9 protein-coding genes, 1 tRNA gene and 2 rRNA genes are annotated in these 14,064 nt (G+C 59.8%); 2 read left to right on the top strand and 10 right to left on the bottom strand.

What is annotated here, in order from left to right; genetic code table 11:
• Positions 1-115: 115 nt before the first annotated feature.
• Positions 116-1,021 (top strand): peptidoglycan-binding protein, encoded by a 906-nt coding sequence (locus AAAV44_RS08190; RefSeq protein WP_022094145.1) that lies wholly within the window; start codon positions 116-118, stop codon positions 1,019-1,021.
• 38 nt (positions 1,022-1,059) lie between these two features.
• Positions 1,060-1,131 (top strand) — tRNA-Gln (locus AAAV44_RS08185).
• 425 nt (positions 1,132-1,556) lie between these two features.
• Here AAAV44_RS08185 and AAAV44_RS08180 read toward each other — a convergent pair.
• The 10 genes from AAAV44_RS08180 to AAAV44_RS08135 form a co-directional block, all read right to left on the bottom strand.
• A complete protein-coding gene (locus AAAV44_RS08180; protein WP_349115299.1) occupies positions 1,557-3,740 on the bottom strand; it encodes a hypothetical protein in 2,184 nt (727 codons plus the stop codon).
• Positions 3,741-3,923: 183 nt separating this feature from the next.
• A complete protein-coding gene (locus AAAV44_RS08175) occupies positions 3,924-5,813 on the bottom strand; it encodes a carbon starvation CstA family protein (RefSeq protein WP_349115298.1) in 1,890 nt (629 codons plus the stop codon).
• An 811-nt stretch (positions 5,814-6,624) separates the two neighbouring features.
• Positions 6,625-9,009 (bottom strand): tRNA (adenosine(37)-N6)-threonylcarbamoyltransferase complex transferase subunit TsaD, encoded by a 2,385-nt coding sequence (gene tsaD / locus AAAV44_RS08170; RefSeq protein WP_349115297.1) that lies wholly within the window; start codon positions 9,007-9,009, stop codon positions 6,625-6,627.
• Entirely contained in the window at positions 8,996-9,502 is a 507-nt protein-coding gene (gene tsaE / locus AAAV44_RS08165) for a tRNA (adenosine(37)-N6)-threonylcarbamoyltransferase complex ATPase subunit type 1 TsaE (protein WP_117735673.1), read from the bottom strand. The genes tsaD and tsaE overlap by 14 nt, the downstream gene beginning before the upstream one ends.
• Before the next feature lie 12 nt (positions 9,503-9,514).
• Positions 9,515-10,135 (bottom strand): uracil-DNA glycosylase, encoded by a 621-nt coding sequence (locus AAAV44_RS08160; protein WP_349115296.1) that lies wholly within the window; start codon positions 10,133-10,135, stop codon positions 9,515-9,517.
• Between the two features lie 8 nt (positions 10,136-10,143).
• Entirely contained in the window at positions 10,144-11,289 is a 1,146-nt protein-coding gene (gene alr / locus AAAV44_RS08155) for an alanine racemase (RefSeq protein ID WP_035137770.1), read from the bottom strand.
• A gap of 2 nt (positions 11,290-11,291) precedes the next feature.
• Complete coding sequence (locus AAAV44_RS08150; protein ID WP_195521708.1) at positions 11,292-12,908, bottom strand: NAD(P)H-hydrate dehydratase; 1,617 nt, start codon at positions 12,906-12,908, stop codon at positions 11,292-11,294.
• Positions 12,909-13,448: a holo-ACP synthase gene (acpS, locus tag AAAV44_RS08145; protein ID WP_349115295.1), complete on the bottom strand. Its 540-nt coding sequence runs from the start codon at positions 13,446-13,448 to the stop codon at positions 12,909-12,911.
• Positions 13,449-13,623: 175 nt separating this feature from the next.
• Positions 13,624-13,739 (bottom strand): 5S ribosomal RNA (gene rrf, locus AAAV44_RS08140).
• A 148-nt stretch (positions 13,740-13,887) separates the two neighbouring features.
• Positions 13,888-14,064: ribosomal RNA gene (locus tag AAAV44_RS08135) — 23S ribosomal RNA — on the bottom strand; the annotation flags it as partial.

Here is a 14,064-nt window from a genome sequence, read left to right as displayed (position 1 = left end):
AGCGTATTTAGGCACAACTTGCTACACTGTTGAGTGAATGTTTATGCATCCCTTTGCGTTGTCTATCCGACAGACGCTCAAATAGTACGAATGGTACGCCGAAAGGGGTTCGTTCATGGAACCTATTACAACGGGCATGCAAGGAGCAGCCGTCGAAGACGTGCAGTCTCGTCTCCTGCAGCTCGGCTACACGATTGATGCCGCCGAAGTCACCGACAAGTACTTTGGAGCCACCACTGAGCAGGCCGTCAGCACCTTCAGGCTCGACAGCGGCCTTGCTGCCGGTCATGCCGTCGATATCCCCTGCTGGAGCGCCCTTGTAGACGCTTCGTATAAGCTGGGCGACCGCACTCTCTATCTGCGCATGCCCAATTTCCATGGCGCCGATGTGCAGGCCCTGCAGCGCGCTCTCAACGTTTTGGGCTTTGCCTGTGGCGAAGACGACGGCTACTTTGGTCCGCATACCGAGGCCGCCCTGCAGCAGTTCCAGGAAAATGTCGGCCTGTTTGCCGACGGCATGGCCTTCCAGGACACCTACGCCTACATCAACCGCCTGCACCATGTGTGGGAGGGCAAGCCCTCGGTCACCGAAGCCGAGTCCCGTATCGGTTTTGCTCGCGCCGCCAACGTGCTCGAGCGCTTCCAGATTGCCGTTATCGGCGAGGACCCCATCGCACGCAGCGTTGCGTCGCGCATGTGGAATATCGCCACGGCAACGACCGACAACAGCGGCATGATGCTCTGCGACTCCGAGGTCCCAACCGACGTTGACCTGGTGCTCGAGATCGCAAGCGATGAGCTGCCCGCCGACGCCGCACCGCGCGCCACGATCGCCCTCGCCGAGTGCCACAACCTGGCCCAGCGCATCCGCACCGCCAATGTCGCCGCGCAGCAGAAGCCGGCTCGCATTCGCATTGAGCTCACGGGCATGACGCGCTACAACGGCACCTTCACGGCCAGCGACGCGCAGACACTCGCCGTACGCCTGCTCGATGGCGTTTGCGATGCCCTCGCAGATTAGGTAAACTAAACGAGTTGCTTTTGGGCAACGCCACACATTGGGACGTAGTTCAACGGTAGAACTCCGGTTTTTGGTGCCGGCTGTTGGGGGTTCGAATCCCTCCGTCCCAGCCCTTAAGAACACAGCGCTCCAGGCCCTTATGAACCTGGAGCGCTTTCTTGTGGGCAAGCGGAGGAATTCGAACCCGCAAGGGTGCGGAGCTGAGGAAACGCGAAGGCGCCCCAAGCCCATTAGGACCAAGAGCGCCTAACATCAAGAAAATATCAGCCCCGTTCCGAAAAGCGAGCCGTCATCTACAAAATGGCGTGTGGCCCCGACGGGCCGGGCATTAAGTTTGTCGCGAGTTCCGCACGAACAGGAGGCCACTTAACCTCGATGTTTTGGACGTGACAGCGAGAGGGGCCCTGGTATGGCAAGGTGACGTGAAACAAGGCGGCGCTGACCTTCTGGTCGCGCCGCCGAAGTTGAACGTCAGATTGCCGTGCCAGGGCCCCTCGCAGCGTCAAGAAGACCGCCGTTCGGTAGAACGGCGGAGCTAATTGTTCAGCATGCGGTCGAAGCTTCCCGAGTCGCCATCCCGATAGTCGGCGGTCATCAGAATCTCCTGCGGAATGCGTCCGCCCTCGCGCAGCACATTGCGGAACTGTACGCGCGTAACCATGGGCAGATCCTTGATCGTCGCTGCCAGGTTCTGCGGCACACCCTGGTTGGCAGCCGCGGGTTCGCACTCTCCGCCGGCCTTCACGCGACGCTTATGCTCGGCGAGCATAGCGCGATACATGCCGGCATGCAGGCGAATCTCAACCACATTGGCATTGCGAGTCTGCTCGACGATGCGCGCACCCTCGCGATCGATATCGCCCACGTAGTAGACGTAGTTAAAGCGATAGCCAATCTCGGCCAGATAATCGTCCAGGGCATGCGAGACGCTCGCCTTGCATCCGCCGCCAAAAATCACGCCGCCCACCTTGATGCCAAAGAGCTTGGCGTGCTTGCGGCCACGCAGCAGCTTGACGATCTCGTCGTAGGTGTCCAGGTTCTCGACCATAATGAACGGCTTGTCGGCGCCCAGCGTAAAGAAGCCCGTAAAGTGCACGGGGCGATTGGGGGCGACCTTGATCGCCTGCATGCTGATGCCCTTTTCGGTCATACGCCTGATCAAGCGCTCACCGTGCTTGCCGTCAAAAGCCTTCTCGTCGTTAAAGATCTGGTAGGCACGCTGGCGGCGCGAGGCAACCGGCGTATCGGCACCTCGGTTCTGCTCGATCCAAGCCTGGATGATTGCGATTTCCTCGGCAATCTTGCGGTTGGACATCTCGTTGTGCTGAGTGCGCTGCGGAGCCTTTTTGCCGTCCTTGCCCTCGACCTTTACGATCTGTGTCTGCTGCTCCTTGATCTTAGAGAGCGCCGTGGGCGTAGGGACAACTTTGAGCAGCTGCCTGCCTAAAACGCGGGCAAGGGCAAACGCCGAGGCCTCGCCGTGAACGGCCGACTTGGACTGCTGGGCAGCAGTATCTGCTGCGGCAGACTCCGGCTTCCTCTGAGACTTGCGCTTAGAATCGCCTTGGGAATTGCGCTCGCGCTTCGGCATAGACGCCTGCTTCTGCGGACGAACGGACTTGCTCTCCTTCGCCGGCTGGCGCTTAGGCTGCCCCGAAGAAACCTCGGCCTTCGCATCCTCGTTCTGCGGCGTGGTCTTCTCGGCCGCAGTCTCGGCATGGGAACTGCGGCCCCCACGATGGCGACGGCGGCGAGGCTTGCTCGACGCGCCCTGCTCCGTCTGCTCATCAGTAGGCTGCTGGCCCTTGGCCTCGGCATCAACCTCAAGCTGCGGCTCAACAGGCTTTTGCTCGCGAGCCACCGGCTCAACGGCCTTCTCGTCCTTCTCGTCCTGGGTGGTCGAAACCGACTCGCCCTTCTCCTGATGCTTTACGGGATACGCGCGTCCCGCAAAACCGCGGCCGGGACGACACGAACCCGGAGCCTTCTTGGCAGACTCCTCAACATCGTCCGCAACCTCAGAAGACTCTTCAACCTCACGCGCGGCATCCTGCTGTGCAGTCTTAAAGTGAGCACCGCGACGACGCTTGGGCTCTTGGGCCTCCACGGGCTTTTGCTCCCTCGCGGGCTTCTGCGACTCGGCAGCAACCTCGGTCTCAACAGCCTCGGCATCCGTCTCACCCTTTCGAGCAACGGCGCGACGGAAGCGCTCCTGCTGGGCGCGGCGCTGCGCATCGCGCTTGCCACCCCCGCCAAAACCGCCGCGTCCTGCCTTGGCCGTAAAGGCACGCACGACGTTCTCATCGAGCAACTCATCGGTATCGACATGCTCACGCGGAGCAGCTTCTTCCACAGCAGGCACGTCAGCGGAATCCTCGACGACAAAATCTTCGACGGACTCGGCAGGCTGCTCCTGGACATCGCGGATCTCGGCATTGATGGTATAGAACGCCGGGCGCCCGTTAATGCCGCTACCCTCGATCTTGGTCACGATCTTTGCCGCGATAAGCTCATCGCGCATCGCCTTGGTGTCGCACTCCTTATCGACGGAGCGGAAAATCTGCGCCAGCGCACTCGACTTAATCTTGAGCGCCTTGCGGCAAAGCAGGTCGTAGGCAACCAGCTTGGCACGCTCAGCAGAAAGCGACGTCTGGCTGCTCAGGCGCTCAGCCAAAGCATCGACATTATTTTGATTATCGGAATATACCGTCTTGGCCACGGGGCCCCTTTCATATGTACACATATACGTCTATATGGTACAACGCGCGCCCTTATCCACGCAAAACATCTGCGAGAACACTCGAGCGTCACCCGCTTTCGCATGAAAAAAGACCGAGCCCGCGAAGTCGCGGACCCGATCTTTCCGAGTCATTTGGATGGAACGGTTAGTCCATCAAGCTGACTAGGCCTTGGCGGCCTCGGCGTCAGCGGGAGCCTCGGCGGCAGCGGCGCGACCGTACTCGGCCTTGCCCATCTCGGACCACTCGGGCTCCTCATCAGGCATGGAGCCAGCCTCCTTGCCGAAGAACTCCTTGAGGCAGTTGACGGCGACGATGAGGCCCAGGACCATCAGCAGGACGGCAAAGACGAGCTGCAGGCCCTTGGTGGCGGCGACGGAGACGGCGGCCGTGGTGGCGGTAGCCGGGATGGTGCCGAAGAAGCCGTAAGCCTGGACGGCGGCCATGCAGCCCATGGCGCTCTGGACCAGCGAGGTGAAGGTGCAGCAGAGCAGGAAGGCGACGGGCACGTAGAGCATCCAACCCTTGCGGCCGGTGCACTTGCAGAACACGGCGAGGGTGATCATGGTCATGCCGCCGAGCAGCTGATTGGAAGCACCAAAGAGCGGCCAGATGTTGGCATAGCCACCAAAAGCGAGGGCGAGACCGGGAAGCAGGGTAACGACCGTGGCGAACCAGGGGTTGCCGAGGACCTTCATGTAGCCGGCCTTGGACTCGATGGCCAGGGCGTCGTTGGTCTGGGCAAAGAACTCGGAGAACGAGGTGCGGGCGATGCGGGCGACGGCGTCGAGCGAGGTCAGGGCCAGAGCAGAGACGTTCATGGTCATGAAGACGGTAGCGAGCGTGCCGTCAACACCGAAGGCCTGCATACCGCGGGAGATGCCAGCGGCGAAGATCTGGAACGGGGTGGAAGCGACACCGGCGTTGAGGGCGCCGGTACCGGCGGTGTTCATATCGGAGAACATGATGCCGGCAACGATGATGGCAAGGATGCCGACGAAGGACTCGACGATCATTGCGCCGTAACCGACCTTGACGGCGTCCTGCTCCTTCTCGACCTGCTTGGAAGAGGTGCCGGAAGAAACGAGGCTGTGGAAACCGGAGAGAGCACCGCAAGCGACGGAGACGAACAGGACCGGGAACATCATGCCGGAGGCAGTGGAGAAGCCGGTGAAGACCGGAGCGGTGATAGTGGCCTGACCGTTGACGCCCAGGACGACGATGCCGAGGACAGCGCAGACGATCATGACGATCATCATGATGGAAGTGAGGTAGTCACGCGGGGTCTTGAGCATCTGGATGGGCATAGCGCCAGCGAAGACCAGGTAGACCATGACGACGGCGAACCACTGGAACTTATCCAGGTAGACCGGAAACTGCATACCGACGGCGAACATGAGAACCATGAGGACCACGCCGGTGACGAACTCGGCAGCGCCGGTGAGGTTGAACTTCTTCTGGGCCCAACCAAAGGCGATAGCGACGAAGGTGAACAGGATGGAGATGGTACCAGCGCAGCCGGCGGCATAGGACTTGGTGAAGTCGATGGCACCGGTAGCAGCACCAGAAGCGTCAACGGCCGGGGTGAACATGAACGTCTTGCAGACCATGTCGGTGAAGGCGGCGATGACGATGATGCAGAACAGCCAGCAGAACAGCAGGAACAGGCGACGGCCGGTCTTGCCGATGTACTTCTCGATGAGCTGAGCGAGCGACTTGCCGTTGTTCTTCATCGAGGCGTACAGGGCACCAAAGTCGTGGACGGCACCAAAGAAGATGCCGCCGACGAGGACCCAGAGCACGACGGGCAGCCAGCCAAAGGCCATGGCGACGATCGTACCCGTAACAGGGCCAGCACCGCAGATCGAGCTGAACTGGTGCGAGAACGCGGTGAAGGCGGAGACGGGTGAGAAGCTGTTGCCGTCCTTCATGCGCTTGGCCGGCGTGAGGGCATCCTTGTCAACGCCCCACTTGTTGGCCAGCCAGCGGCCATAGCCCAGATAGCCGCAGGCGAGCACCGCCGCGGCCACAACCATGAGCAAAACTCCGTTCATTACATTTCCTCCTCTAAAAAGAACTTCCTAGACATAAAAAATGAGGGCCGTCGGTTGCGCTCGACGGCCCTCATCTTCATCAGCCGCCCGTTATCGTACGGGCTAGCTGTATGTGCTAACCCGCATCAGATAATTACTACGCTGATAATGTTTAGCTGATGCGTGAACATGTCTAAGAAATCCTCTTCAATCATGATGCGAACGATCCGTGCGTGTTCACATCCCCCAGTGGTTGAAAAGGAGTATGAAACTTTAGTTACCTAAAGTCAACGCAAATATGTAATGAATTTTCAACTTTTTTTGAATTTCTCGGTATAAAACGCCACTGACCTCGGACTTTACCCGACAAAAGTTTTTGCATGAGAGATGCCCCTGGGAGCGGCGGGAGCCGGGCGGCGCATATGAACTTTCCTGCTCTACAGTCCTGCGCAAGACGGAAAGCACATTAAGTGCTTTCCTTTGCGTGCGGAACTCGCGATAAAGTTCATATGCGCCGCCCGGCTCCCGCCGCTCCCAGGGGCTCCCATCCCAAATGTGCGGAGCAAAGCTCCGCACACCAACTTTTTCTTTCAGCTAAAGAACGCCGGAAATTCGACACTGGCTTGTTAACTTTGCTGGACGTTGTCGACGCCAAACCAGCTCAGAAGCTATATCGACACAGAAAGGTCCCCGGACGGAGGGGCCGGATATAAGGTTTATCGCGAGTTCCGCACGCAAAGAAGGCCACTTAATGTGGCCTTCGTCTTGCGCAGGACTGTAGAGCAGGAAACCTTATATCCGGCCCCTCCGTCCGGGGACCGCGCCGTACCAGCTACAGCGTCATGTTTGGATCGGCGTCGACGTCGAACGGCGAGATTTCACCTCGGTCGAATTTACGGCGGGCAACCTCCGCGATCATCGCAGCGTTGTCGGTGCATGCCGAAAGAGGCGGCACCGTCACGCGGATGCCCTGGCGCCCGAGCTTCTTGATCATCATCTCGCGCAGATGCGGGTTAGCCGAGACGCCGCCACCGATGCAGTATTCCTTGCATCCGGTAGCGTGCAGTGCGTTTTTGGCCTTCTTGTACTGCACGTCAAAGACAGCTGCCTCAAACGAAGCTGCCAGATCGGGCAGGTGAATCGTGCGCCCGGCCTTGGTCTCTTGCTCGATGTAGAGCGTCACCGCCGTCTTGAGGCCCGAAAGCGAGAAGCGGTAGTCCCCCCTGCTGTTAAGCGCACGGGGGAAATCGATCGCCTTGGGGTTGCCCGTCTCGGCCAGCTTAGAGATGATGGGGCCACCGGGATAGCCCAGGCCCAGCGCCTTGGCCACCTTGTCGAAGGCCTCGCCCACGGCGTCGTCGAGCGTCTCTCCGAGCACCTCGTAGTCGCCCCACGCCTTCACGTGCACGAGCATGGTGTGCCCGCCCGAGACAAGCGTGAAGATGAACGGCGGCTTGAGGTCGGGCTGCGCCAGCAAGTTGGCAAACAGGTGCCCCTCCAGATGGTTGACGCATACGAGCGGCTTGCCAGCAGCGTAGGCAAAGCCCTTGGCGAAGGCGACGCCAACCACGAGGGCGCCCACCAGGCCCGGACCCTGCGTCACGCCCACGGCGGCAAGCTCACTTGGTGCAATGGCTCCGCCCGTAAGGCCCAGCGATGCTGCGGCATCCTCGAGCGCCGCATCCACGACACTCACAATCACCTCAACGTGTTTGCGCGAGGCGATCTCGGGCACCACGCCGCCAAAGCGGGCATGAAAATCAATCTGTGTCGACACCTGGTTGGCCAGCATATTGCCATCCGCATCGATAATCGCCACGGCCGTCTCGTCGCAGGAACTCTCGATAGCGAGCACTAGGCGACGGCGCTCAATTTCAGCGCGCTCCTCAACGGTTCGCTCGGGCGCAGGCAGCGGCCATACACGCTGCTCAGCCGCCGTCGGCTCGGGCGAAGCGTTGTCAACCGGGAGCACCAAGGGCAGCGGCGCCGTCATGACGATGGCATCTTTGCCAACACCGTAGTAACCGCGGCGACGGCCAGCCTCGGTAAAGCCCAGAGCGTTATAAAGCGCGATCGCTCCCTCGTTACCGTCCTCGACCTCGAGCGAAGCCGTGGTGCAGCCGAGCATCTGGGCATCATAGCTCACATGCGACAGCATCTTGCGGGCAATGCCCTCACGGCGATGTGCCGGGTCGACGGCGACATCCAGAATCTGCACATCACCGTCCACGACCATACCGCCGGCAAGGCCCAGCAGCTTGCCGTCGTCGTGTGCCACCCACCAACTACGCGGCGCAGCGACGTCCTCGCCCAGTTCGGACAGGAACATGCCCGGCGTCCACGCCTCGTGTCCGGCGCCTTCAAAGCAGACAGCCTCCAGCGCGCTCGCGCCCTCGGCATCCGCCGCGCCCATGGGACGGAACTGCAGATGGCGACCGGCGAGTTCATCGGCAACGCCCGTAATTTCGCTCTGCGCACTCTCGGCAAGACCAAGACGCTTGCGCTCGTTTTCCTCGGCATCCGAAAGGCGCGTGTAAATCGGCAAGGCGCGGGCCGGATCGCCGTCACCCGCAGCGTGTGCGAGCAGCAACCCCTCGCCCGAAGGCCACCACAGGTCTCGCTCCACGCAGCGGGCGGTCTCGTCCTCACCCAGCAGCTTGCCATAGCGCACGAGACCGTCACCGGTCAGCTGAACCTGGTCCCAGTCCGCTGCTTGGCGCCACTCATCGAGCGCCACGGCGGCCTTGACCACGTGTTCGCGCTCAAATTGACGCTCGAGACCCTCATCGACCAGCATATACAGCGCCGGATATACCTCACCGCGCATAGCATCGGCCAAGATACCAAGCTTGCCGCGCACGCCAGCCTTCCACGCCGTCCAAGCGCAAGCGTCGAGCGTCGACACGCCCAGCAGCGGAACATTGGCACCGCGCGCGAGGCCCTTGGCAGTGGAGATGCCGATGCGCACACCCGTAAACGACCCCGGGCCGCGGCCGACCACGTAGCAACCAACATCGCTGCGATCCAGACCGGCTTGAGCCAGCACGCCATCAACGGTATTCACGAGCTCAACGTTTGCGTGACGGCGACACATGTGGTCGCCACTCACGAGCTTCGTCTCGCCCGTCTGCCCATCAATCCAGCTTGCCGCGCAGGCAAGCATGTCGGTCGAGGTATCGAGCGCCACCACCAGCGCGTTGTCGTTATGCAAGCTCATCTTGTACAGCCTTATCAATCAAATGGGAAAGCTCCATTGCGCGGTCACCGTGCGCCTCAAGCGTTATCGTTCGCACATCGCTGTCGCCCTCATCACGCTTGAGCGTCACCGAAAGATACTCATCCGTCAGCTCGTCCTGGAATTGTTCGCCCCATTCCAGCAGGCAAGCACCCTCATAGCCCAGCACATCGAAAATGCCCGTATCCTCGAGCTCGTAGGCATGCTCCAGGCGGTATAGATCAAAGTGAAACAGTGGAATACGACCTTGATCGTGAACGGCCATGAGCGCAAACGTAGGGCTCGTAACCATATGCTCATCGCCCAGCCCGCGCGAGACGCCCTTGGTAAAGTGAGTTTTGCCCACTCCCAGGCCGCCGGTCAGGATGAGCACATCGCCGTCCTCAAGGCACGGTGCAATTAGCTCGCCAAAGTACTCCGTATCGGCAGCGCAAGTCGTTTTGTAAGTACCTACCCCCAGGCGCTCCAGGGACATATATGCTCCTTATTATTCCGAGGCGTCCTCTGGTGCGGGATGTCGCTCCAGATAGTCGCCCAGCATCTTAAAGTCTTCCTCCAACAGCTCCTGCCACGCCGGATTGCGCAGCGCTGCTGCCGGATGGAACGTGGGCATTACTACAAAATGCCCCATCTGGTGGAACCTACCGCGCAGCTTAGTAATGCCAATCTCGGTCTTAAGCACAAAGTGCGTCGCGGGGTTGCCGAGCGTCACGATGATATCGGGCCAGATGCTACGAATCTGCTCACGCAAAAACGGCGAGCAAGCCAGCACTTCCTCGGGGCGCGGATTGCGGTTTCCCGGCGGGCGGCACTTAAGCACATTGGCAACGTAGACGTCTTCGCGTTTAAGACCCGCCAGGGACAAAATGCCGTTGAGGTCCTCGCCTGCCGCCCCCACAAAGGGTTCGCCCTGCAAATCCTCATTGCGACCCGGTGCCTCGCCAATAAACATCACGCGAGCGCGGGGATTTCCCACGCCAAACACGATATTGTGACGCGACTGGTAGAGCTGGCAGAGGTGACAATCGCCCAGAACGGCCTCGATCTCCTCGAGTGCGACCTCACGCGGCGCCTGATGGGTATGGCCCGGGATGTGCATGACGCCCATAGCGGCTCCTACACGTAGACCTTGTCGAGACGCATGCCAAAGCCGCAGGCGACCTCGTAGTTAATCGTTCCGCGCAGTCGGGCCATCTCGTCCATAGTAATCTCGGCATCGCCATCGCGGCCGACAATGATCATCTCGTCACCATACTCGGCCTCGGGAATCTCGTGTGCCGGGTTGGACTGAATGGCGACCATAAACTGGTCCATGCAGATATTGCCAACCTGATGCACGCGCTCGCCGCGATACAGCACATCCATACGATTGGAAAGCGTACGCGATAGGCCATCGGCATAACCGATCGGCAGCGTGCAGATCTGAACGCGCGTACGCGGTACGCGGTAGGTAAAACCGTAGCCCACGCCCTCACCCATCGCAGGGTGTGCCACGCGCGTCACACGCGCATGGACGCTCATAACGGGATCAAGCTGCATCACGCGGCCACTCAGCTCGCACGGCTGCATGCCATACAAGCCAACGCCGGCGCGGATCATATCAAAATGCATCGAGGGGTCGAGCATCGAGGACGGCGTGTTGGCGCAGTGCACGATACCGCACTCAAAACCCGCATCCTTAATGGCCTGAACGGCCTCGGTAAAGCGCTGACACTGCAGCTTGTAGTCCCAGCCCGAAGGTTCATCGGCCGTGGCGAAGTGCGTAAATACGCCGTCGCACTGAATACCGCGATGGAAATTAATACCGCGGACAAAGTCGAGCACCTGCGTGTAATGTACGCCAATGCGGTTCATGCCCGTCTCGATGGCGAGATGATACTTGCCCACCTTGCCCGCCGCGACGGCACATTCGCCATACGCAAGAGCAAAGTCAGACGTATAGACCGAAGGCATGATATCAAACTCGAGCAACGTCGGAATGGCCTCGATAGGCGGCTCGCTTAGGATGAGGATGGGCTTCGTAATCCCGCCCTGTCGGAGCTCAACGCCCTCGTTAACCGTCGCCACGGCAAACATGTCGGCACCGGCCGAATACATGATCTTGGCGCACTCAACAGCTCCATGACCATAAGCATCGGCCTTAACCACGCAGCACAGGCGCTGACGCGGATTCAGCAAGTTCTTATAGGCCCTCGTGTTGCGACGGAGCGCCCCGCGGTCGATCTCGACCCAGGACCAGCGCGTCAAATCGGCTTTATTCATGATTAGTCATCCGACCCTTCGTCCATGATTCCCAGATCTTCGAGCGCATCCTTTGCCGCCAGCTCCATGGCAGGACCGATCAAGTCGATAAGATCGGTCGCGATAACGCTCTTCTCACCATACTCCGTCGCCGCGGCAAAACCGGCGTAGCTGTGAAGTGCGACGGCGTACGAATACAGCAACTCCCAACGATCCATCTCGTCGCGCATGGTGGCAAGCGTGCCGGCCAAAATACCCGCGAGAACATCACCTGAACCGGCAGTTGCCAGAGAAGCCGGACCCGAGAGCGGCAGCAGCACACGCTCAACGCCACAGATAGCCGTCGTCGGCCCCTTGGCAATGACCACCAGATTGTCGGAGCCTGCAGCCCAGACAACCTTCTGCGCGGCTGCAATCGCGGTACCAAGGTCGTTCACCTCGTCACCGGCAACCAGACGCGAAAGCTCACGATAGTGCGGCGTCATAACCAACGGCTGCTCGCGACGATACATCTCGGGGTTACTATCAATACCGTCAATGGCAATCTTAGCAAGGCAGTTGAGTGCATCGGCATCCAAAATAAGCGGTACATCAAGCTCGAGCAAGCCCGAAACCACCTGCATAGCGCCGGCAGACGTCGTCATACCGGGACCGCACAGTACGCAGCTGTACTTCTTTGCAATCTCGCACACCGTCATGCGCGCAGCGGCGCCAAAGGAGCCGCGGGAATCAGACGGAATAGCAAAGACGGGAATCGAAGGAAGTGCCATGCGAATAAGATTAGCGCAGGCGTCAGGAGCCGCGACTGCCACGTAACCAGCACCCGCGCGAGCTGCAGACTTGGCCGCCATAATGGCAGCACCAGGATATTGCGCAGACCCGGCGACAATAAGCACAGAGCCACGGGAATACTTATCGATATTCGTAGGTAGTGGGGCAAAGTAATCAACTAAGTCACCGGGCTCGACAATCTCAGCGGCGTGGTCGACATCATCGATGACCTCGTCAAGACGGTCGTAAAGATTGCCGCAGATCAAATCGCCAGCATACTCAGGGCCATCAGCGCTATACAAACCAATCTTGGGCGCAATCATCGTCACCGTATGCTCGGCACGAATGCAGTCGTCATCAACAACGCCCGTCTCGGCATTCAGGCCCGAGGGGACATCAATGGATACGACACAGTCGGCGCATTCATTGACCGTAGGAATCCAGATGGAGAACGGCGCACGCAGATTCCCGTGAAAACCGGTACCAAAAATGGCATCGACAACAACATCGGCCTTATCGATCAAAACCTCGAGTTCATCACGCGAGGGGCCGACGCAAACGTGCACATCGCGGCCGGCAGTACGACGAGCAACATGACGTGCCAGAGCAGCAGGAATCTCATCCGGCTCAACCGGAGAAACGATATCGACGTCCACACCCTTATGGCTCAGAATATCGGCGGCAACCCAACCGTCGCCGCCATTATTACCAAAACCGACCAGAACGAGAACCCGATCGGGATTGAGCTTCAAGATCTCGTTGGCGGCAAACTCACCCGCGAGCTCCATAAGCTCGGCCTTCGAAGTCCCTTCGCGTTCGATGATATCCTCGAGACGAACGACTTCTTCGGTACTCAAAACCGGTTTCATCTATGCTCCTAGCGTATCTTGCGAAGCATCGCCCAGGTGCTCCGTCAATGCTGAATTCTGCAGCTGCTCAAGCTCATCTAAAACAGAGCGAGCCTCTTTAAATGTCTGCGCTACGCGTTTCTTGGTGCTCACCTTTTCCTCTTTTGGCTTAGGCCGAGCATCTTCGGTAATCGCGATGGCATTCGCAACGGCTAAGTCTCCTGTAAGCGTAATGGAAAGAGCAACCTCAACAACACCCAGCTCATGAGCGATCTCGAGTGCACGGCCCGAAAGCAGCGCTTTCGGTTTGCCAAGTTTATCACGCGTAACCGAAACATCCTTGCGACCAACGCCTTGACTAAAACCCGTGCCGAGAGCTTTAAGTACCGCCTCGCGCGAAGCAAAGCGGCTGGCATAGTGAGCAGCGGGACGCGATGATGCATCACAATACGCACGCTCTTCTTCGGTAAACACACGCCGAGCAAACGACGGCGTCTCTTCAAGTATTGATTTCATACGGGAAATCTCGACGATATCAACGCCGATACCAGCTTCAGCCATGTTCACCTCCATATCGCACAGACTAAGTTATTGTAGCCCGTTCACAGAAGATGCGACAAACGAGGGTTATAAAACACAGCTACTATGTGAGACAAAAGCCCGTAAACGCAAAAAAGGGGGAGGCCGCGAGGCCTCCCCCTTCTCAGTTCAAGCGCACGGCTCGGTGCCGTCCACCGGTCAGCGGCGCCCTGGCCTCCCACGGGCTGACCCCGCAGTACTCTCGGCGCGATGGGGCTTAGCTTCCGGGTTCGGAACGGGACCGGGCGTGCCCCCCATGCTCTGGCCGCTGACCGGTGGGCGGCGCCCACCGTTACGGTGTCCTGGGTCTCACTCTACACGTGCCCTGGGGGCCGCATGGCGTATAGGAGGAGTCGACTCGGGGGCATCCTCGTGCCCGGACCGCGCATGAGCGCTCAGTCCCGCGGGCCGCGAGGTGCGGTTCCGGAAGAGCTCGGGCGATTAGTGCGGCTCGGCTGAGGACGTCGCCGCCCTTGCACCTGCCGTCTATCGACCAGGTAGTCTACCTGGGCCCTTACCGGAAGGAGAACTAATCCCTGGAACGGCTTCCCGCTTAGATGCCTTCAGCGGTTATCCGCGCCGCACGCGGCTACCCGGC

Source organism: Collinsella sp. CLA-AP-H1, from assembly GCF_040092945.1.
In the GTDB taxonomy this organism is placed as follows: Bacteria; Actinomycetota; Coriobacteriia; order Coriobacteriales; family Coriobacteriaceae; genus Collinsella.
The sequence above is the reverse complement of the archived record's forward strand: the minus strand, read 5'-3'. Positions and strand labels throughout refer to the sequence as shown.

Bases quoted from the DNA above. Each gene is read 5' to 3' on its own strand.
- AAAV44_RS08160 (WP_349115296.1), bottom strand. From the start codon at position 10,135: ATGGGCGTCATGCACATCCCGGGCCATACCCATCAGGCGCCGCGTGAG.
- alr (WP_035137770.1), bottom strand. From the start codon at position 11,289: ATGAATAAAGCCGATTTGACGCGCTGGTCCTGGGTCGAGATCGACCGC.
- AAAV44_RS08175 (WP_349115298.1), bottom strand. From the start codon at position 5,813: ATGAACGGAGTTTTGCTCATGGTTGTGGCCGCGGCGGTGCTCGCCTGC.
- acpS (WP_349115295.1), bottom strand. From the start codon at position 13,448: ATGGCTGAAGCTGGTATCGGCGTTGATATCGTCGAGATTTCCCGTATG.
- tsaE (WP_117735673.1), bottom strand. From the start codon at position 9,502: ATGTCCCTGGAGCGCCTGGGGGTAGGTACTTACAAAACGACTTGCGCT.
- tsaD (WP_349115297.1), bottom strand. From the start codon at position 9,009: ATGAGCTTGCATAACGACAACGCGCTGGTGGTGGCGCTCGATACCTCG.
- AAAV44_RS08190 (WP_022094145.1), top strand. From the start codon at position 116: ATGGAACCTATTACAACGGGCATGCAAGGAGCAGCCGTCGAAGACGTG.
- AAAV44_RS08150 (WP_195521708.1), bottom strand. From the start codon at position 12,908: ATGAAACCGGTTTTGAGTACCGAAGAAGTCGTTCGTCTCGAGGATATC.